Source organism: Paenibacillus azoreducens, assembly GCF_021654775.1.
GTDB classification, from domain to species: Bacteria; Bacillota; Bacilli; order Paenibacillales; family Paenibacillaceae; genus Paenibacillus_AQ; species Paenibacillus_AQ azoreducens.
Window position 1 is genome coordinate 5,368,237 of the sequence record NZ_AP025343.1, and the last position, 20,881, is coordinate 5,389,117.

The 20,881-nt window shown below is 49.0% G+C and carries 18 protein-coding genes; 8 read left to right on the forward strand and 10 right to left on the reverse strand.

Annotation, left to right across the window (positions count from 1 at the left end):
- Positions 1 to 176 precede the first annotated feature (176 nt).
- Positions 177 to 1,547, forward strand: coding sequence for an MATE family efflux transporter (locus tag L6442_RS23830; RefSeq protein ID WP_212979589.1), 1,371 nt, complete (start codon positions 177 to 179; stop codon positions 1,545 to 1,547).
- A gap of 363 nt (positions 1,548 to 1,910) precedes the next feature.
- Here the strand turns inward: L6442_RS23830 and pfkA are convergent, their stop codons facing one another.
- Together pfkA and L6442_RS23840 are read right to left on the reverse strand one after the other, a co-directional pair.
- Positions 1,911 to 2,879, reverse strand: coding sequence for a 6-phosphofructokinase (pfkA, locus tag L6442_RS23835; RefSeq protein ID WP_212979590.1), 969 nt, complete (start codon positions 2,877 to 2,879; stop codon positions 1,911 to 1,913).
- A 20-nt stretch (positions 2,880 to 2,899) separates the two neighbouring features.
- Positions 2,900 to 3,931 carry a tetraprenyl-beta-curcumene synthase family protein gene (locus L6442_RS23840; protein ID WP_373871832.1) on the reverse strand — a complete coding sequence of 344 codons (1,032 nt, stop codon included), beginning with the start codon at positions 3,929 to 3,931 and terminating at the stop codon, positions 2,900 to 2,902.
- A gap of 307 nt (positions 3,932 to 4,238) precedes the next feature.
- Here L6442_RS23840 and L6442_RS23845 point away from each other — a divergent pair, with 307 nt between their 5' ends.
- Positions 4,239 to 4,904, forward strand: a complete 666-nt coding sequence (locus tag L6442_RS23845; RefSeq protein ID WP_212979591.1) for a lysoplasmalogenase — start codon at positions 4,239 to 4,241, stop codon at positions 4,902 to 4,904.
- A gap of 444 nt (positions 4,905 to 5,348) precedes the next feature.
- Here L6442_RS23845 and L6442_RS23850 read toward each other — a convergent pair whose 3' ends face one another.
- On the reverse strand, positions 5,349 to 5,546 hold the full coding sequence (locus L6442_RS23850) for a cold shock domain-containing protein (RefSeq protein WP_127599896.1): 198 nt from the start codon (positions 5,544 to 5,546) through the stop codon (positions 5,349 to 5,351).
- Between the two features lie 162 nt (positions 5,547 to 5,708).
- On the opposite strand from L6442_RS23850, the gene L6442_RS23855 reads away from it, so the two are divergent.
- The 5 genes from L6442_RS23855 to L6442_RS23875 all read left to right on the forward strand — a co-directional run bounded on the left by L6442_RS23855 (position 5,709) and on the right by L6442_RS23875 (position 9,604).
- Entirely contained in the window at positions 5,709 to 5,942 is a 234-nt protein-coding gene (locus L6442_RS23855; RefSeq protein ID WP_212979592.1) for a hypothetical protein, read from the forward strand.
- 72 nt (positions 5,943 to 6,014) lie between these two features.
- Positions 6,015 to 6,137: a hypothetical protein gene (locus tag L6442_RS23860; RefSeq protein WP_373871829.1), complete on the forward strand. Its 123-nt coding sequence runs from the start codon at positions 6,015 to 6,017 to the stop codon at positions 6,135 to 6,137.
- A 205-nt stretch (positions 6,138 to 6,342) separates the two neighbouring features.
- On the forward strand, positions 6,343 to 8,133 hold the full coding sequence (gene pepF / locus L6442_RS23865; protein ID WP_212979594.1) for an oligoendopeptidase F: 1,791 nt from the start codon (positions 6,343 to 6,345) through the stop codon (positions 8,131 to 8,133).
- Between the two features lie 76 nt (positions 8,134 to 8,209).
- On the forward strand, positions 8,210 to 8,545 hold the full coding sequence (locus L6442_RS23870; RefSeq protein ID WP_212979595.1) for a LapA family protein: 336 nt from the start codon (positions 8,210 to 8,212) through the stop codon (positions 8,543 to 8,545).
- Between the two features lie 21 nt (positions 8,546 to 8,566).
- Positions 8,567 to 9,604 carry a M42 family metallopeptidase gene (locus tag L6442_RS23875; RefSeq protein ID WP_212979596.1) on the forward strand — a complete coding sequence of 346 codons (1,038 nt, stop codon included), beginning with the start codon at positions 8,567 to 8,569 and terminating at the stop codon, positions 9,602 to 9,604.
- 410 nt (positions 9,605 to 10,014) lie between these two features.
- Here L6442_RS23875 and L6442_RS23880 read toward each other — a convergent pair whose 3' ends face one another.
- The 7 genes from L6442_RS23880 to hemE form a co-directional block, all read right to left on the reverse strand.
- Positions 10,015 to 11,943, reverse strand: coding sequence for an ABC-F family ATP-binding cassette domain-containing protein (locus L6442_RS23880; RefSeq protein ID WP_212979597.1), 1,929 nt, complete (start codon positions 11,941 to 11,943; stop codon positions 10,015 to 10,017).
- Between the two features lie 1,180 nt (positions 11,944 to 13,123).
- Entirely contained in the window at positions 13,124 to 13,924 is an 801-nt protein-coding gene (locus L6442_RS23885; RefSeq protein WP_212979598.1) for a DUF92 domain-containing protein, read from the reverse strand.
- 2 nt (positions 13,925 to 13,926) lie between these two features.
- The gene (locus L6442_RS23890; RefSeq protein ID WP_212979599.1) at positions 13,927 to 14,550 is read right to left on the reverse strand and encodes a fumarylacetoacetate hydrolase family protein; all 624 of its coding nucleotides are present in this window, start codon (positions 14,548 to 14,550) and stop codon (positions 13,927 to 13,929) included.
- A gap of 436 nt (positions 14,551 to 14,986) precedes the next feature.
- Positions 14,987 to 15,712: a glycerophosphodiester phosphodiesterase gene (locus L6442_RS23895; protein ID WP_212979600.1), complete on the reverse strand. Its 726-nt coding sequence runs from the start codon at positions 15,710 to 15,712 to the stop codon at positions 14,987 to 14,989.
- Positions 15,713 to 15,754: 42 nt separating this feature from the next.
- Positions 15,755 to 17,215, reverse strand: a complete 1,461-nt coding sequence (locus tag L6442_RS23900) for a CapA family protein (RefSeq protein WP_212979601.1) — start codon at positions 17,213 to 17,215, stop codon at positions 15,755 to 15,757.
- A 167-nt stretch (positions 17,216 to 17,382) separates the two neighbouring features.
- The gene (gene hemH / locus L6442_RS23905) at positions 17,383 to 18,333 is read right to left on the reverse strand and encodes a ferrochelatase (protein WP_194231714.1); all 951 of its coding nucleotides are present in this window, start codon (positions 18,331 to 18,333) and stop codon (positions 17,383 to 17,385) included.
- A gap of 39 nt (positions 18,334 to 18,372) precedes the next feature.
- On the reverse strand, positions 18,373 to 19,422 hold the full coding sequence (gene hemE, locus L6442_RS23910) for a uroporphyrinogen decarboxylase (protein WP_194231635.1): 1,050 nt from the start codon (positions 19,420 to 19,422) through the stop codon (positions 18,373 to 18,375).
- Between the two features lie 207 nt (positions 19,423 to 19,629).
- On the opposite strand from hemE, the gene L6442_RS23915 reads away from it, so the two are divergent.
- Positions 19,630 to 20,841, forward strand: coding sequence for an MFS transporter (locus L6442_RS23915; protein ID WP_194231636.1), 1,212 nt, complete (start codon positions 19,630 to 19,632; stop codon positions 20,839 to 20,841).
- The last annotated feature ends 40 nt before the right edge of the window (positions 20,842 to 20,881 follow it).

Here is a 20,881-nt window from a genome sequence, read left to right on the forward strand (position 1 = left end):
CGGCTCTTCATCTATTTTCACAAGAAACACCTAACAAATTAGGGCCAATTCGCTTAAAATTTTTCCATGTACTGTAAATTTTTTCTCGGTTTTCTCTGTTCAAAGCGGGAGTTATGCTCTACAATAAACTACTATCACCATGATATCAGATTCCAATACAGTGAGGCTTATTTTTTATGAAACCAACCTTGACCCTTCGCCAAAAAACAAAGCAGTTTCTCGTTATATTGCTGCCGATCCTGATTACGCAAATCTCCTTATCGGCCATCACTTTTTTTGACACCAACATGTCAGGCAAAGCCAGTTCCACTGACTTGGCCGGAGTCGCCATCGGCTCAAGCCTGTGGGTTCCGCTGCAAACCGGATTAAGCGGCATTCTGATGGGCATGACCCCGATCGTCTCCCATTTGATGGGCGGCGGCCAAGCCAAAAAGGTTGCATACCATATCATGCAGGGACTATGGCTTGCGCTCTTGCTGGCGGTTGCCATATTAGCTGTCGGAAGCATGCTTTTGCCCACGATTCTCGATGGAATGAAACTGGATGCCGAGGTAAGGCATATAGCTTTCCGCTTTTTAAGCTTCCTGGCAATCGGCATTATTCCCATGTTCGGATATACTGTGTTGCGCAGTTTCATTGATGCTCTCGGGCAAACAAGAATTTCGATGACCGTTACCTTGATTTCGCTGCCGATCAACATTTTCCTCAACTACCTGCTGATTTTCGGCAATTGGGGATTTCCGCGGCTTGGCGGCGCAGGCGCAGGTATCGCATCCGCGATTACCTATTGGTGCGTTTTTATCATTGCCGCCATCTTTGTTATCCGGCTTAAGCCTTTTGCTTCCTTTGGCGTTTTCCGCAGCTTTTACGGTATATCCCTGAAGGTGTGGAAGGAGCTGCTCAAGATCGGCGTGCCCATCGGATTTTCGATTTTCTTCGAGACGGCGGTATTTGCCGCAGTAACGCTGCTGATGAGCCGCTTTGATACGATTACCATCGCAGCCCATCAGGCCGCCATGAACTTCGCTTCAACGCTTTATATGATTCCGCTCAGCATCAGCATGGCGCTAACCATTCTGGTCGGCTTTGAAAAGGGGGCAGGCCGCCTTAAGGACGCGCGGCAGTACAGCATCCTCGGCATTGCATCGGCGGTCGCGCTGTCTCTTGTAACAGCCGTTGTACTGCTTGTAGCAGGTCATTATGTTGCCGGACTTTATTCGGATGAAAGCAGCGTCATCAAGCTGACGCAGCATTTCCTGATCTATGCGATTTTTTTCCAAATTTCCGACGCGATTGCGACGCCGGTCCAAGGTTCGCTGCGTGGATATAAGGACGTAAATCCCGCTTTTATCATTACCTTCATTTCGTATTGGGTCATCGGACTTCCCGTCGGCTATCTGCTGGCTACCTTCACGGGACTTGGTGCTTACGGGTTCTGGGTCGGACTCATTGCCGGCCTTGCGGCCGGCGCGGTTCTTCTGCTTGCGCGGCTGATCAAAGTGCAGCGCCCCAAGCAGGAAAGCCCCGCCGCGGCAGCCTCAGCCTAAATCATGTTCGACTGATGTTTATACAGCCTTGTATCCAAAATGCCCCCGCAAAGAGTATCGGAAAGAAGTCCGACGCCTCTCACAGAGAGGCGCTTTTGCGGAGCAAAAGTACTGAGTGACGTGTAGCCTTTGTAGCTTATTCCGATTACTTTGCGGGGACCCCGGAAATTCACCCCACAAAGTGACGCGTAACCTTTGAACCTTATTCCGATTACTTTGCGGGGACCCCGGAAGAAGAGCCATAGTAGCAGTATGGACAATATTTTCATTCATCAGTGGTGCCGCGAAACGGCATGATTGTCTGATATGTAAAGAAAACCCTGCAAAGTTGATCTTTGCAGGGTTTTCTTTATGCTTTTCGAATTATTGCGAAAGCCGCAGGGCCAATTCGTAAAGCTCCATATTGAATTCCTTTTTGGTGTTTACCACTTTGTCGATGTCCGTAAGAACAAGCTCGCCTTTAATAATACCGCAGGCTTTATCGGATTCGCCTTCAATCAGCTTGCGTACGGCAAAGTCGCCAAGGCGGCTCGCCAAATTCCGGTCTGTAGGCGTAGGCGTGCCTCCACGCTGGATATGACCCAGGCATGTCACGCGCGGCTCAAGCGTAGGGCAGCGGTCTGTCAGCGCTTTGGCCACATCTTCCCCGCTTCCAACCCCTTCGGCCACGATCACGATGCTGTGGCGTTTGCCGTGGGCAAAGTTTTCCTTCATTCGTTCTGTAATTTCGTCCATGTCATGCGGCACTTCTGGAACGAGAATCGTCTCCGCTCCGGACGCCAGACCGGCATAGAGGGCAATATCCCCGCAATGTCTGCCCATGACTTCAACGATCGAAGAACGTTCATGGGAAGACATCGTATCGCGAAGTTTATTTACGGCATCCACAACGATGCTCACCGCTGTATCGAAGCCGATCGTAAAGTCCGTGTAAGAAATGTCGTTGTCGATAGTGCCCGGCAGCGCCATCGTTTTGATGCCAAGCTTACTCAGCTTGTTGGCTCCATGGTACGAACCGTCTCCCCCGATGACAACCAGGCCGTCAATGCCATGCTTGCGCAAAATTTCAGCGCCTTTTTGCTGGCCTTCCGGGGTCATGAATTCTTTGCAGCGCGCAGACTGCAGAATCGTTCCGCCGCGTTGGATGATGTCTCCGACACTGCGCAGGTCCATCGAGAAAATATCATCATTCAAAAGTCCTTGATAACCACGCTGAATCCCGTAAACTTCAAGTCCATAATATAGTCCGCTGCGCACAACCGCCCGAACTGCCGCGTTCATCCCTTGGGAGTCCCCGCCACTTGTCAGTACTGCAATCTTTTTCACTGTCATGAAAAAATTCCTCCTCGTAATCACTCATACAAATGCTTGCGAATCCAGCGGCTGTTGACGAAAAAGAAGAGCCTGGTCATTGGGCTTCCTTTCATCAATCGCCTGGATACGGAGCGAACTTCCTGCTGCTCGCTGACTTTCGGATCAGACAAATAGATTGCCAGCAATCCCTCAATGATCATCCGATGAAACGATGGTACAGGTATGGACGATACATCCTTGCGCGCCGATTCAACCAACAAGGCAATCCGGTCCAGCATAGCTTCGGGAGATTGATAATAATTGCAAAAATTGAGATCTCCTCCAAGCCGATCCTCTTCCTGATCAATCAGGTAATCCAGCATAATGTGCAGACAGCAAACATGTGGAAAGTATGACGCATGAATGGAGGCCGCAGCCGCATCGCTCAAGTGCCGATCACTCGCGGCGAGAAACAGCATAAATACGCCTAACGTAGAACCGGTGGCAGCAGCGAATTCATTCCACTTTAGATGAGGTGTCCGTTCGCGGTGAAGCTCCCACCATTCCAGGAGCGCCTGCTCCCTGAGTTCGGGTTTGATGTGCTTGTACACCTGCAGGTCGGTATACAGGCCTGCTAAATCCCGAATGTAGGGCATGGCCGCCGAATAACCCGGAAGCTCACGAATACAGCCCTGACAAGTTGTTACCAGACTGTTCAGATATCCTCCGTCATTCTGCTCCTGACGCAGTGCGTAATAATTGACCGGCTCCGCCTCCGGATCGGTGGCATCCAGCATAGACTGGTGCAAAAGCCTGAAATCCCCCTGATCCATAGAGGTGCTGCGGTCGCACAGATTGTCCAGATAGTCGCTTATCGTCTGGTATGCGACGATAAGCTTTACCAGAACAAGTCTGTCAGGTAAAGGAACGGCGGCATAAATCCCCCCGCCCTCGCAATGAAACTGCTTGGTTTCAATGCTGGCAAGCGCCTGTTTCCGCAGCTCGGGATCCGGAATCATTCCGGCATTCCGACGCCACCCGTCCAATTCCTTCCGCACTTCAGGCAGAATATGCTTATACACTCGTCCCATCAAGCTTATAGGATTCTTTGGAACTTGATATTGACTTTGCCTAATTTCATTCAAGACGGTGCCTCCACAGTGTTGTCTACTAATATCTATCCTAATGTCCCTTATTATAATATGGACCTTAAAATAGCACAAATAAACTAGATCACGTCATGTCAGGTCTTACGCCGAAATACAATAAAATAGAAAAGGCTTACACCCTTGTTATAACCAACATGTAAGCGTTATGAAAATAAAAAGGATTCTTTTCAACTCGGCTCGAAATATAATTAAAAATTTATTGAATTTATCTTAAAGGAAGGTGCAAACAATGATCAAACGGCTTCTCTTGCCCGCCGCCATCCTCGTGATGGGACTGGTCTATATTTTTGTTTGGCACGGAATCGTATTCAAACTGATCCCCATGTGTTTGATCCTCATTTTCGCTTATCTTCAAGCACCCGCAGCCAAAAGTACATATGCAAAGCTGATATTATCGGGTCTTTTCTTCTGCATGTTGGGTGACGGACTGCTGCACTGGTTTATCATCGGGCTTACCGCATTCCTGATCGGGCACCTCTTCTACTTATCCGCCTTCACGACTCGGTGGCAGTTCTCCGCCTTTCGGCTGTGCTTGCTTATTCCGCTTGTCTGCTACGCCGTCTATATGGGCTGGAAGCTGCATCTGGGACTGGAAAGCGGCGGCCATTCCAATCTTTCGGCCCCGATCATTTTGTATATGATCGCCATTATGCTGATGGGCTTCTTCGCCATCATGTCAGGCAATCTGAAAGCCGCCATCGGCGCCCTGCTATTCATGATCTCGGATTCCATTCTCTCCTGGAACATGTTTATTTCCAAAGTCTCGTATTCGGAGGTCCTGATTATGTCGACATATTATACCGCGCAGTTCCTTATCGCCGGCAGCATCCCAAACAACCAGCGCAACCGTTCCAGTGTAGACAACCAAGTTATGCAAAATACCCCCACAAAGTGAAGCCTATGCTTCGATGCTTACTCCGAATACTTTGCGGGGACCCCGGAAACCTAACAAAATAACCCCACAAAGTGAAGCCTATGCTTCGATGCTTACTCCGAATACTTTGCGGGGACCCCAGAAACCTAACAAAATAACCCCACAAAGTGGAACTTATGCTTCGATACTACTCCGAATACTTTGCGGGGACCCCTAAAAAACTTATACATTCTATACCCGCAAAAAAAGCACAGTTCTCTTTCGAGAACTGTGCTTATAGGCTTAATTAACCAAAGCTATAAGAAAAACGTCATCGACGTAATTTCACAATGAAAAACGTCAACCAACGTTACTTCCAAAGAAGCTAAGACCGTGTTTAGCGGAATTTTTTTTCTTACGATTATCGAATGGTTCAGCACTGCCGAGCATTTATAATCCAAAGAAATCCGTTAACGAAGGCCAATCTTATAATTTAGTTACGTTAGCAGCTTGTGGGCCACGGTTGCCTTCAGTGATTTCGAATTCAACTTCTTGACCTTCGTCCAGAGTTTTGAATCCATCTCCTTGGATAGCGGAGAAATGTACGAATACGTCCTCGCCGCCTTCAACTTGAATAAAGCCATAGCCTTTTTCTGCGTTAAACCATTTAACTGTACCTTTCAAATGAACAACCTCCTAAAAATACCGCCATATGTGGCGAATAACTACATTATACTTCATGCCCCTTGACAATGCAATCGCTCTTTTGCGAATTGTATCTTTTCATTTGCTTTTGGAGCTTCCTCTGCGGTATCATTTTACCAAAAGACCAAACGGAGAATGCATATGATCAAAAAACATGAAATATACAAAAAAGACAAATGGAACATGATGACCGTCGAAGTGCAGGGACGATATATCGTTCTTCGTGAAATCTCCGATCAGTGGGGCGAGGAAACCCATACATTCATGAGCCGCCCGGCTCTTATGCAATGGGCCGCAACCCGTTTTCCAAAAGAAGAGTACGAAGACAATATGGAAGAATGGCGTTCAATCATGGCCGCTTTTAAAGGAGTTTAGTCCTTCAAAATGGAATATAACAGCATCCTTATCTTTATCATTTCCGCCTTTTGCCTTGGAGCCGTTCTCATCATGATGAGAAATTCGGTGCCGCAGAAGCTGAAACGGGGTCTTGCGGGCACAGCTGCCTTCATGATCCTCATTGCCTTTATTCTTATTGTATACAGTCTGTTCAAGATGGGTTCCAGCCCTTGAAGGAAAGATTAATATTGCGGGGAAAAGTTCATACTAAGGGGGATATTTCCTGACTAAGGAGGTCTCCCTACCCTTGAATTTCAATGCAACACTCAGGCTTGCCATGGCATTTGCCATTACCGTGAGTGCGGATCCCCTTTTTCCTCCTGCGGTTTCATCAAGCGGAGCCCATGCACCATCATCCCAACATTTAAGGAGGATTCCCATGGAAAAAATATTGAAACGTTCTGAAGTCGCCGAAGAGCATAAATGGAATGTGGAGGATTTGTTTGACGGGCAAAAGGCCTGGGATCAAACCTATGCCGAGCTGCAGCAGGAAGTGAAGAAAATGGCTGACTTCCACGGCAAACTTGATAATGCGCAATCCGTGAAATCCTGCTTCGGACTGGAAGACGAAATTGCGCTTAAGGCTGAGCGGCTTTATGTTTACGCGCACTTGCATCATGATGAAGATACAGCAAACCCTACATACCAGGCCCTCTCCCAGAAGGCCAAAAAATTGAACGTACAAATCGGCGAAGCTCTATCTTTTATTACGCCTGAAATTTTGTCCCTGCCGGATGAGAAGCTGGATGCGTTTATTGCCGATCCCGCCCTCGCCCCTTACAAGTTCACTTTGACCGAAATGAAGCGTGAAAAAGCCCACGTGCTTTCCAAAACGGAAGAAGCGCTGCTCGCGCAAGTCGGCAACCTGTCCCAGGCGCCGCAGACCATTTTCGGCATGCTTAATAACGCGGATATGAAGTTCCCATCCATTAAAAACGAAGAAGGCAAGGAAGTTGAACTCACTCACGGCAATTATATCCAATTTTTGGAGAGTCCGAACCGTGAAGTTCGCGAGCGCGCCTTCAAAGCCGTATACGGAACCTATTCCAAACAAAAGAACACGATCGCCTCAACGTTGAACGCCAACGTCAACAAAAATATTTTTTATGCGAACGTACGCAAATATCCTTCGGTGCTGGAGATGTCCCTATACGGCGACAACATTCCGAAGGAAGTGTACACCAATCTGATCGACACGATCCATGAAAGCCTGCCGCTTCTGCATCGCTACATGAATCTCCGCAAAAAGCTGCTGGGCGTCGACGAACTTCATATGTACGATCTTTTCGCTCCGCTGGTGGATGAATACAAGATGGACATTACCTATGATGAAGCGAAACAAACCGTAAAAGAAGGCCTGAAACCGCTTGGCGAGGATTATTTGAAATCGCTGCAGGAAGGCTACGACAACAAATGGATTGACGTGTATGAAAATGAAAACAAACGCACCGGCGCTTACAGCTGGGGCGCCTACGGCACGCATCCATTCGTGCTGCTGAACCATAAGGATAATCTGAACAGCATGTTTACGCTCGCCCATGAAATGGGCCATGCGCTGCATTCCTACTACTCGGACAACACGCTGCCTTACCGTGACGCGCAGTACACCATTTTCCTGGCGGAAGTGGCTTCTACGACCAACGAAGCGCTGCTGATGGATTACCTGCTGAAGAAGTCGACGGATCCGAAGGAAAAAATGTACCTGCTGACCTATTACGCAGACCAGTTCCGCACAACAGTGTTCCGGCAAACGATGTTCGCCGAGTTCGAGAAGCTCATCCACGAGCGTGCTGAATCAGGCGAGGCGTTGACGCCGCAAGCGCTGTCGGAAATTTATTATGATTTGAACGTAAAATACCATGGCAAAGGCATGGCCGTGGATAAGGATATCGAAATGGAATGGGCCCGCATCCCGCATTTCTACAACAGCTTCTATGTGTACAAATACGCGACCGGGTTCTCCGCTGCAACGAGCTTCTCCAAGCAGATTTTGGAGGACGGCCAACCAGCCGTCGACCGCTACCTCGGCTTCCTGAAGAGCGGCGGCAGCGACTTCTCGATCAACATCCTGAAAAAAGCCGGCGTCGACATGTCTTCGCCGCAACCGATCCGCGAAGCGATGAGCGTCTTCGAAAATGTAATCGAACAATTGGAGCAAATGACGAAATAAATGCATCTTTGCGGTACAAAATCCCTTGTCCACACAGGTCAAGGGATTTTATACTGTCGATAGAGGAGGTGTTCGGATGAAAATTCAATGGTCGCTTATTGCCGGACTGGTATTTGCTCTTTTGACCGCTATATTTGCCGTCGTAAACGTCGATCCGGTTCGCGTCAATCTGATGTTCACGCAAGTCAACATACCGCTCATTCTGCTAATTGTCGGCTGTACGCTGATCGGCGGAATCATCGTCGGTTCTTACGGCATTTACAGGCAGTATAAGCTGCAGAAAGAGCTCAAGTTTCTCTCCGCCCAACTGGCGCAGATCCAAAGCGAAACAGGATACACGTTCCCGTCGCCGGAAGTGAAAGCAGACGATGTTCCCAAGGATACCGGTGACAGCGATCTGCCGACATCATAAACATCCAAGGAGGACCTTAACATGTCGATACAACCCAATGAAGAGTACATATTAACCTTTCTGAAAAAGCTGCTGGATACGCCAAGTCCAAGCGGTTATACCGCACAGGTGATGAAGCTTGTGGAACAGGAAGCCGCTTCTCTTGGCGTCAAGCTCTCCTGGAACCAAAAAGGCGGCGCCATACTTGAGATCGAAGGCAAGAATCCTTCCCGCACGATCGGGCTCAGCGCGCATGTGGACACACTTGGCGCCATGGTTCGCTCGATCAAATCAGAAGGTACGCTGCGCCTCACCCGCGTAGGTGGTTTTATGCTGCAGAGCATCGAAAATGAATACTGCGTCATCCATACGCGCAGCGGCAAGACGTATACAGGCACGATTTTGAGCACCCATCCATCCGTGCATGTCTACAGCGACGCCCGTGACTTTAAACGCGAAGAAGAACATATGGAGGTCCGCATTGACGAGTTGGTCGATTCCAAAGAAGATGTGCTGAAGCTTGGCATCGGGGTCGGGGACTTCGTATCATTTGATTCCCGTGCGGTCATTACCGACAGCGGATTCATCAAATCCAGACATATTGACGACAAGGCAAGCGTCGCCGCGCTGTTCGGCCTGCTTGAATCGATGAAGCGCGATAGCTGGAAACCCAATGATAACGTTAAACTTCTGATCTCCAATTATGAGGAAGTTGGTCATGGCGCCGCCTATATTCCGGCCGACATCGATGAAATGATCGCTGTCGATATGGGTTGCATTGGCGATGACCTGAGCTGCAAAGAAACCGATGTCTCCATCTGTGCCAAGGATTCTTCCGGACCTTATGATTATGATATGACCAGCAAACTGATTGAATTGGCTCAAGCCGAGGGTATTCCTTATGCAGTTGATGTATACCCGCATTACGGCTCTGACGCTTCCGCCGCATTGTCGGCCGGCAACAATATCCGCGCCGCGCTGATCGGCCCAGGCGTACATGCCTCCCATGCGATGGAGCGCACGCACAAGCAGGCTGTCATCAACACAACCAGGCTGCTTGCGGCTTATTTAAAAGCATAAATCAAGGACAAGGTTTACCGGGTGAACTACCACTGACAAACGAGCTTGATTCGATGGTTTCCCCGCACTTCCATAAACGATAAAAAGGCTATCCGGTCATCCTGTGAACTGACCGAATAGCCTTTTACTTATAATCGGAAGCCGAAGCTTACATTTTCACGTTATCTTACCGAACCGCCGAGAATATAATCTTCACCAGATTCGTTAAGCACATTTCAGCAAGCTCGTCCTTTAAAAAAATCTCGAAGCCGCGGAATTTGGAGAAACCCTGTCCTTTAAAAAGGACAGGGCTTCTTGACAATCTGAAAGAACTTGTAAAAAATGAAAGTTCTTTTTATCTTATTCTCTTTCTTCGATCTTTGAATTAACTCTGGCATTGGCGGCCAAGAAAGACTCTATTTGTTATGCCGTTACCCATTTTTGCTTGCTTCGATTTTCTCCGCCAGCTCATTGAGATACGTCCAGCGTTCCATGAGATGCTCCAGTTCCTGCTCGGTATCCTGCTGCTGCTGCAACAGCTCCTGAAGAAGAGCGGAATCGCTGAAAGCCTCCTCCATTTTTTTCTGGATGCCTGCCAATTTATTTTCGCAGGCCTCGATCAGGCCGTCGATTTGCTCGAATTCGCGCTGTTCCTTGTAGCTGAATTTCACCTTCTCGCGCTCGCGCGGAGCCGCCGATGCGGCTGTTGGCGGCGCGGGCGAAACCTTCTCTTCCTTTCTTTCGGGCGCTGCAGTTTCAGCGTTTTTAGCCATCCATTCATTGTATTCGGTAAAATTGCCGACATGAACGCGTACTTGCCCCTCGCCCTCAAAGGCCAGAATTTTATCGACGGTCCGATCCAAAAAGTAACGGTCATGGGAAACGGCAAAAACGACACCGGGGAAGTCATCCAGATAATCCTCCAGCACGGTCAACGTCTGAATATCCAGATCATTTGTCGGTTCATCAAGCAGCAGCACATTCGGGGCCGACATCAGCACCCGCAATAAATAGAGGCGGCGCTTCTCACCGCCGGAAAGCCGGGAGATCGGCGTCCACTGCATGGCGGGCGAGAACAGAAACCGCTCCAGCATTTGCGAGGCGGTGATACTGCCGCCATCATCGGTACGGATCACTTCGGCTTCTTCCTTGATATATTCGATCACCCGCATACTGCCGTCCATATCCTGATGCTCTTGCGTAAAGTAGCCGATTTTCACGGTTGTGCCTGTAATGACTTCACCATCATCCGGCTGCAGTTTCCCGGCAATCATATTGAGCAGCGTCGACTTTCCGCTTCCGTTCGGCCCGACGATGCCAACCCGGTCTCCGGGAACGCTGATGTAATTCAGATCGCGAATCAGCACTTTATCTCCGGCATTTTTATTAAGATGCTCGATTTCAATAATTTTGCGTCCAAGCCGGGTAGAAGCCGCAGACATCTCAACCGTGCCGCTGCGGGTTGGAGCTTGTTGTTCCTTTAGCGACTCGAATCGTTCGATGCGGGCTTTCTGTTTGGTCGATCTGGCCTTCGCTCCGCGGCGGATCCAGGCCAGTTCATTGCGCAGCAAATTTTGTCTTTTTTGCTCGGATGCTTCCTCACGCTCTTCTCTCTCGGCCTTCAGCTCGAGAAATCTGGAGTAATTAGCCTCATACCGGAACATTCTCCCCTGATCCAGTTCTAACATCACATTGGCCACTCGATCCAGAAAATAACGATCATGCGTAATCATCAGCAAAGCACCGCGGCGTTTCTGCAAATATTGCTCAAGCCAAATGACGGAATCATTGTCGATATGGTTCGTAGGTTCGTCAAGAATCAACAGTTCGCATGGCTCGATCAACGCCTGCGCCAGGGCGACGCGTTTGCGCTGCCCGCCTGATAACGTGCCCATTTCCGCATCAAAGTTAACGATGCCAAGCTTGGACAAAATCGTTTTGGCCTCGCTTTCCATCTGCCAAGCCTGGAGCGTGTCCATCTGCTGATTGAGCTGCAGCAGCTTTTCCTGAAGCGCTTGATCCGCCGGGTGCAACTCAAGGCGTTCCATGACCTCCGTATAATCCCGCACGGCCTTCAGCTTCGGATCATTCCCTTCAAAAACCTGCTGGAGTACGGTATTTTTCGGATCAAACTCCGGATTTTGCGCCAGATAACGGACCCGGACCTGATTGCCAACGGATATTTCTCCATCATCCGGCTGCTCCAAACCGGCGATAACCCGTAAAAATGTGGATTTCCCCGTCCCGTTGACGCCTACAATGCCAATTTTATCCTGATCCCCCATGCCAAAGGAGGCATCTTCAAACAATATTTTTTCGCCGTAACTTTTGGATATATGTTCAACTGTCATAATATTCATTTTATTTTCCCTACTTATCTATCGATTTCAATGCATAATGCTATTTTAGCACACGGTTGGGACAGATTTGAACCTCCCACGACGGAAGTTGCGAGATTCCTCGGCGGAAACCCAATGGTTTCTAAAAGGATCCAGGCTAGCCCCGGTCCCTCCGGTTGAAGCCTAGTTGATCATGTGATCAGGAAAATGTTGCGAAAGTGCATCCTTTTCAGGCAATTTATAGCGTGAAAGGCAAAATTGTTGCGAAAGTACATCCATTTGACTATGAATCGTCTGTCTATGCCTAAAAGCTGGGGAAAAGATGCATTTTTGCAAGCTTTCGAGCCATAATTGCCTGGAACGCTAAAATAGATGCACTTATGCAACTTTTTAGATGGAACACCAGTCATTTTTGTCATGTAGGATTTTGCTAAACCAAAAAGCGAATTCAAGAATCCATTTCATAATGCCGCTGTTCAAATACCCGTAATATTATTCATTATGAAATTGATTCAAAATGCATCCTTTTCGGTCAGTTGTTTGGGACTATTAGTTAATTCCTGTAAAAGTGCATCTTCTTGGGACATATTCTCGAAGTCGGCTTAAATAACGTGAAAATCCTGCTCGAGAACCCCCTTGTTTTTTACAGAGGGGTTAAAATTGCCTCTTCGGTCTATGATGTAGGGGTCTCAGAGCGTTTTAAAATCGATTTTTGTTTTAATGGATATGCTTCCTATATAAAAATAGAGTGTCGAAAAGTCCGCAGGACTTTCTCAACACTCTGACCTTCGCAGGTTTTTACAAGAATTTTGTATATTTAGACTAAAAAGGATGTACTTTTGTACTTTTGTACTTTTATACTTTTGTGCTTTTGTACTTTTATACTTTTGTGCTTTTGAGAGTGCTTTTGAGAGTACTTTGATACTTTGATACTTTTGCACTTTTGCTCTTACCCTTTGCACTCGCACGCGTGAGGTGACCTCCGACACGCAACGCAACACCACCGCGTGCCGAGAGCTGTGCGCGGTGCTTCGACACATAAACTTTCGTTTTGAATTTTGAGCTTCTGAAACTTGAATACTCTACTTCAAACTTTTTCCCTTTTTGATTGAATCCGCCTATACGCAAATGATCTGTTAAAGTACGCTAGCCAATACGCCGCCGTTATTCATCCACTATTCCGGAATTACATTCTGCCCCATTAGATAGCCAGCGCCAGCAGCCAAGCGGCAATCCCGCCAATACATGCCGACAGGAAGTTCACCGCATCATTATTCATCCAGGACAAACCGCGGATGCGGCGAGTCGGCTGCCCGCAATGTGCCAGCACCTCAACGTCTTTGCCGCAAACCTGGCATCGGTGCATGACCTGCAGAGTAGCACCCAAAAAGGAGTCGGCAAATGCTCCTGCTATCCCCCCGGCGATGCCGGCAAGCAGATACTCCATACCTTGGCCGCTCATGCCGGACAATTCCGCAAACAGCCAGCCGAACAAGCCGATCAAAAGGCCGCCAAGCGCCGCTGCTGTGCTTCCGAGCAATGTAACGCCGCCTGAGGTTCCGGGAGGCACGATCTTTCCTGTTATAACAGACCGCGGCGGTCTCCGGCTGAGACCTCCCCATTCCGTCGCCCATGTGTCGGCAGTTACGGCGGCCATTACGCCGATAAATGCAAATACCCATCCAAGATGCGGCCATATTGCATTCAGGATGCACAGAAGCATGCCAGCGCCGCCATTGGCCAGCACCTGGCCCGCATCGCGCGTAGACGTTTTGGCATAGGATTTTTCAAGCTCTTCCTTATTGGCCTGCTTAAACTTGGAGAGCAATGAAGAACTGATAAAAAACAGCAGCAAAATGCCAAACCAAAGCAGGTTTCCCGCGCCAAAGTAGACCGTGCCCATCACAAATGCGGCAGCTGCGCCAGATAAGGTCAACGAATGTTTCCAGTAGGCGGCCGCAGCTACAAACAGGGCGCACACCCCACCGATCAACCAAAGCATAATCAGCCGATCACGCAGCTTCCCAGAAGCTGGTCTCCCCAAAATAATTCAAATTGGTCACCAGCGGTACACGGACCTACGCCTGCAGGGGTTCCCGTAAAAATAACGTCTCCTTGATCCAGACCATAATGAACCCCGATATAGTCAATGATTTCCTGCAGCGAAAAAATCATATCCTTTACATTTCCGCGCTGAACCTCGGCGCCGTTTTTACGGACCGAGAAATCTTGGTCGCCCGCCGCCTGCGTACCAGGAAAATCGATCCATGCGGAAATCGGAGCCGCATTTTTAAAACCTTTGGCAGCTGTCCATGGATGCCCCTTTTTCTTAATCACCGTCTGTACGTCACGGAGGGTAAAGTCGATTCCCAAGGCCATTTGGTCCACCAACTCCTCCACCTTCAATCCCGGCTCATAGGCGCTGGAAATACGTAGGACCAATTCACCCTCGTAGTGGATCTCTCCCTGATCCTGCGGCAGACTCAGAACCCGGCTTTCCATATCTACAACGGCATGGGACGGCTTCATAAAAATCATCGGTTCATCAGGAATGTCATTTCCGAGTTCAGCGGCATGGAGCTTGTAATTGCGGCCTACACAATATACGTTGCGAATCATGAACATCATCCTCTTATTTTAGTAGTGAAGGTCTATCCTATAAGTTCGGGTTCAAAAAGGTTGGTTTTCAGCACCGAGAAGGTTGGATAAAGCTAGGGACTTCAGGAGCGGAGCGTACGTTTTGGTACGTGAGCATCTGAAGTCCCGGCTGAATTCAGATTCGATGCCGCGTGACTACCTGTTTTACTTCGTGTTAGATATAGAATTTATAAGTTATCAGCTCCGCTGATGAAATTCAATATCGCAAGAAAAACTACAGCAAAAGGTGGTTTGTCTGCTGTGAAGATACGTCAATAGACGTTTTTCTTAAGATATCAGAAAGTATAAACTTCAAAGGAATCTGCATCCTGATATCGCAAGAAAAACTACCGCTAAAGGTGGTCTGTCTGCTGTGACAGTACGCCAATAGACGTTTTTCTTATCAAAAGCGGACTTTTTGAACAACCTATACAAACGTCTTTTTCCATATATCCGGTCTGTTGGTGCAAATCAGAATTTCCGGGGAAATATTCGCCAGACGCTTCATGCGTCTCGCATCGTCCACCGTCCAGGCCATAGTGGTGATGCCTGCCTCCTTTAGCTTAGCGACAAGTTCATAGTCCGGATGAGAATACCCGATCGAAAGGAAGGAGCATTCCAGAGACTGCAACCGCTCCACCAAATCTTTTGGACGCGCATCGATGATCAATCCCGTCGCCAGCTCCGGATGGATCTCTTTCACCCTGCGAAGCGCTCCTTCATCAAAGGAGGTAAGAACGATGTCCTTTTCCATGTGATAAGAGGCAATGCGCTCGATAACCGCGTATTCCAGGCCGGGGTACATATTCCCCGAAGTTTTAAGCTCAATGTTCAGACGCATGCGGCCGCAGCTAAGGCGAAGCACTTCATCCAGGGAAGGAATCCGTTCGCCGTGAAACGCTCTGCCTTTCCAGCTCCCCGCATCCAGCCTGAGCAGCTGCTGCCAGGTGTAATCCTTGACTTTGCCGCTGCCGTTTGTCGTTCGATCCAGACTGAAATCATGTATGACGACAGGAATCCCGTCTATCGTAAGCTGAGTGTCGATTTCCATCCACTGCACATAAGGTTCGGCAATGGCCATTCGAAAAGCAGCCATCGTATTTTCCGGTGCTTTCCCGGAAAAACCGCGGTGTGCCACACATAGATTATTCATCTTTTCTCCCTCCAAACTCTGCTTGCCGCATGCTATTCGGATTTAGTGGCCAGGCGTAACGACGCCGTCCCCGGAAATTTTCACGCCGCCAATCGAAAGCTTCTGCAGCTCCTGCATCAGCTGGCTGCCCTCTTGCGCATTCATAGGCACGGGTTGGCCAAGCTCCGCATGATATGGAGTCAGTTTCATGCTGCATCCGGATTTCGGTTTGCAGGTTGCCTCAAACACAGCTGTTTTCCATGTTGAAGGCGTGCTGGATTTGGTAAAAATAAAGTTCCCTGTGCTATAGGCAATCCATTTGCCTTTATACTGTTCCAGTCCTTGCAGAACATGCGGGTGACCGCCAATAATCAAATCGGCGCCGGCGTCTACAAAGTCATGCGCAAGCTTCTTTTGGATGTCATTCGGCGTAAGGGACCGTTCTATGCCCCAATGCGTCATCACGATGACCATATCGGCCTTTTTCTTGGCTTCGGAAATCGTCCCGATCACGCGGGCCGCCTTATCGTACGCGCTGGCCACTCCGGGTTTATTCTCTCCGGCAGCCCAGCTTGTTTCCGGATATACCCGGCTGCAGCCAATGACGGCGATGGTCATGCCTTTGCGTTTAAAAAACACCGGTTGATATGCACGGTCTGCATTTTTACCTGCGCCCACATACTGGATTCCGCTTTGGTCCAGATACTTGATCGTATCCATCAAGCCAATTTCGCCCTGATCGAGGATATGGTTATTTCCCAGATTAACGACATCCATGCCTGCCGCATGCAAAGCTTGCAGCGCTTTCGGCGAGGATTTGAATACAAACTGTTTGTTTTTGGCGCTTACGCCGCCTGTCGTTACCGGTGTTTCCAAATTTCCGAGCGTCAGATCATCTTTCTTGAAAGTATCCCCTAAATAAGTAAACGGGTATGAATAGCCATTCTTCTCAAGCAGCGTTTCCACTTTGCCCGAAAAGATCATGTCGCCTACAAAATGAATGGTGACCGCTTTGCCGTTATCTTCAGCTATATTTTGTTCCTCCGGCGCTTTCGAGTCCTCCTGCATGTCATCCTTTGTGCCGTCATCCCCGGATGTTGCCGGAGGCTGTTCCTTGCTCTTTTCCGGGTTTTGCTGTTTTTCCGTGGTTTGATCGTCCCGATCTTTGGAACCCGCATCCGGCTGTTCAGGTTCTTGAGCCGGTTGTTTGCCGTTTTCTACGGTATCGGAACTTTCGGAATTTTGCTTCGTTTCCCCGGTATCGTCGCCAGTTGAATTTATGTTAGAGTCCTGGGACTTCGGTTGATCTTTAGGGGGATGCTCTTTAAGACCTGTTGCCGCGGGGGGGTGGTTTGGCGACGGCTGCATTCCGGCCGCACTCTGGTAATCGTTGATAAAATAATAAGAAAGCAAACTGACAATCATCAGAAGCAATGCGGCATTGATCGCAAGCCACAGCCGCCTCTGCTTCAACTTCCGGTTTTTTTTGCCGGTACGTTTTTTCTGTGATCTCGGCGGATACATTGTTCCTCCTTAAATATCTTCATAGTTTAATAGATTTGCCTCCAGAATCCATACTATTATATTAAAGCCATACAAGCAAATAGAACCCTCCGCCAGGGGCGGAGGGTTCCTGATTGTGCCAAACGGCTATCAAGCCATTTCAGATTTTTTGATGTGCCAAACGGCTATCAAGCCATTTCAGATTTTTTGAGCTGGTCAACGATTGAATCGCAAAGCGTTTGCATATAAAGAGGGTCGCTGTTCAGCATATCGATCCGCATCAGGCGCATATCAAGCTCTTTAGCGACCTCCTGCGCTTCGATATCCAAATCGTAAAGCACTTCGAGATGGTCGGACACGAAGCCGATCGGGGCCACCAGCACGTTTTCAACCTGCTCTTTGCTGAGATTGCGGATCGTATCCAGAATATCCGGACCAAGCCAAGGCTCCGAGGTGCGGCCGGCGCTTTGCCAAGCGAACTGCCATGACGTGATCCCGATTTTGTCGGCAATGGCGCGGGAAGTCTCCATCAGCTGTTCGGGATATGGATCGCCAAGTTCCAGAATTCTCTCCGGTAGGCTGTGCGCGCTAAACAATACGCGTACTTCGTCACGGCTGGCGCCCGCTTCCTTAAAGAGATCGAGTTTGGCTTTCACCCGGCGCGAGAAAGCTTCGATAAGCTGCGGATGCAAGTGATAACTCTTCACGAAAGTGAATTTCACTCCCAACTCATCCGCCTTGGCTTGGGCGCGTTTTACGTAACTTTCCACGCTCATCGTCGAGTAATGGGGCGCAAGCACGATCCCGACCGCTTTTTTAATGCCGTCCTTAGCCATGCTCTCCACGCCGTCTTCAATAAAAGGACTGGCATGCTTCAAACCCTGGTAACATACGAATTCGACGTCATGCAGGCGGCTGTCGGTATTGAGTGCTTCCTGCAGGCTTTCCACTTGATGATTCGTATGCTCGCGCAGCGGGAAAACCCCGCCTACAATAGCTTTATACCGGTCTTCCAGCTCTTCAAGCTGTTCGGGGGACGGTGCATGCCCGCGGCGGATATGCGTATAATACGCTTCTATGCCTTCTAAGCTTTCCGGAGTTCCGTAAGACATGACGAGAACGCCTACTTTTGTTTTCATCATACGATCACCTCTTCGAAAATGTTGGTCTTTCGTTTTTTATTTTCCGTTCTTCAAAACGGCTGCCGAATACTCGTGGATATATTCCGTTAGCTCCTTCAGTTTATCCAGCGACGCTTCGGGAAACAGCCCATGTCCCAGATTGAAAATATACCCTTGTTTCTCCAAACCTTCATCAACGATATCTTTGGCATATTGTTTGATGATATCCATAGGCGCCGTCAAAATATACGGATCCAGGTTGCCCTGCATCGCAAATTTGCCGCCAGTACGTTTGCGGCCCTCCGCGATAGAAACCCGCCAATCCAGTCCGATGACATCCGCCTGCAGCTGCGTCAGCGTAGGAAGCAGTTCACCGGAGCTGACGCCCGGAAAATATATTTTAGGTACATTCAAATCCGAAAGTTCGGTAAAGATACGAGTAATGGTCGGAAGCACGTACTTTTCAAAATCCTTAGGCGCAAGCGCCCCTACCCAACTGTCAAACAGCTGGAAGGCCTTGCCGCCATTTTGAATATGGGCTCTAACATATGTAATGACCATATCGCCAAGTTTGTTCATCAACAGATTCCATACTTCCGGCTCGCTGTACATCAATGTTTTCGTCAAAATGTAGCTTTTTGAAGGACGTCCTTCAATCAGATAACTCGCGATCGTAAATGGCGCTCCGGCAAAGGTGATGAGCGGGACTTCAAGCTCGCGGTCAAGAATGCGGATCGTCTCCATAATATGGGATAAATCCTTGTCTACATCAATCGGACGAAGTTTCTCCACATCCGCTTTGCTCCGGATCGGATTGTCGATCACCGGGCCGATGTTTTTTACGATATCAAAATCCACTCCAATGGAAGCAACCGGATTCATAATATCCGAATACAATATGGCGGCATCCACGCCCAGCTTGCGCACCGGCATCATCGTAATTTCCGCTGCAAGCTCCGGCTGGCGGCAAATTTCAAGCAGCGAATACTTCTCTTTGATTTTGCGGTACTCGGGGTCATACCTCCCCGCTTGCCTCATGTACCAGACAGGGACATGATCCACTTCCTGCTTATAACTGGCACGTATGAGTGTATCGTTGTAGGTCATGAAGGAGCCTCCAATACTAATTTAGAATTTTTCTAATCTATATTATGCCCTTTTTGAAAGTAAGTAACAACCGGTACGATGCCGCATCCGATGACAATAATATGACATCTGTTACCGAGCTGTCTACGCGGGATGTGATATACTGGAATAACCTGTGTTTTTCATGATGAGATTTGCAGTCATGACAGAAAGGAAGTGAAAAGCACATTGAAATCGTGGAAAGTCAACCTGATCGTCCTTTGGATCGGCCAGTTTCTGGTCAATTCCGGCATGACGATGATCACTCCGTTCCTGTCCCTGTATCTGGCGATGGATCTGGGGGTACGGGGTGAACATAGGATTGGCATGTGGGCCGGGATGATTTTTGCAGCCAACTTCCTGACCTCTTTTATTTTTCAGCCCCTTTGGGGGAAGCTTGCCGACCGCTACGGACGAAAAATCATGCTGCTGCGCTCCGGCTTCGGCATGTCGATCGTCATTACGCTAATGGGCTTCGCCCGCAGCCCGTGGGAGCTGCTGGTGCTTCGGCTCCTGAACGGTACGATTTCCGGCTTTAACCCTGCTTCGATATCGCTGGTATCCAGCACCACCCCGAAAAACCGGATGGGGTTTGCAATGGGTATCATGCAGTCCGGCTCCGTGGCAGGGACGATTCTTGGTCCTCTCATCGGGGGAGGCCTTGCGGATTTATTCGGATTCCGCCCTATTTTCTATATTATCGGCATTCTGATTTTTATCGCTACGATGCTTGCGCTTTTCATGGTCAAAGAGAACTTTAACCGTGAAGAGGCAGCTAAAACGCCGCAGATGTCCGTTCTCGACGGGTTCAAGGAGCTGGTGCAGATTCCGCAGCTGCCGGCCTTGTTTGCCGTCACCTTTCTGCTGCAGTTCGCCATGATGAGTCCGATGTCGCTGCTTCCGCTGTATGTGGAGAAGCTTCACGCTTCACAAGCCAATCTGGCCTTCTGGGCCGGAATGGTCAGTGCCGTCACGGGGCTGTCCAACATGATCACCTCGCCGATTCTCGGGAAGGTCAGCGACAAGGTGGGGGCGCACCGCGTTTTGACCTATGCCTTGATTGGCGCCGGACTGATGCTGATTCCGCAGGCTTTTGTTCAATCTGTATGGCAGCTCATTATCATTCGTTTCCTGATGGGCATCTTTATGGGCGGCCTGCTTCCAAGCGTGAACGCCCTGATCCGATCATATTCGCCTGATGGCATGGAAAGCCGGGCTTTCGGCTTCAACACGAGCACGCTGGCGCTCGGCAACATGTTGGGGGCGCTCGTCGGCGGATTTTTATCCGGTTTTATCGGCATCGAAGGATTGTTTATCATCTCCGGCTGCCTGCTGCTAATGAATATGGTTTGGGTGCGGCTTAAGCTGTACAAAAAGCATAAATCACCGCAGTACCGATAACCCTAAAATAACCCCGCAAATAGTATCGGAAAGAAGTCCG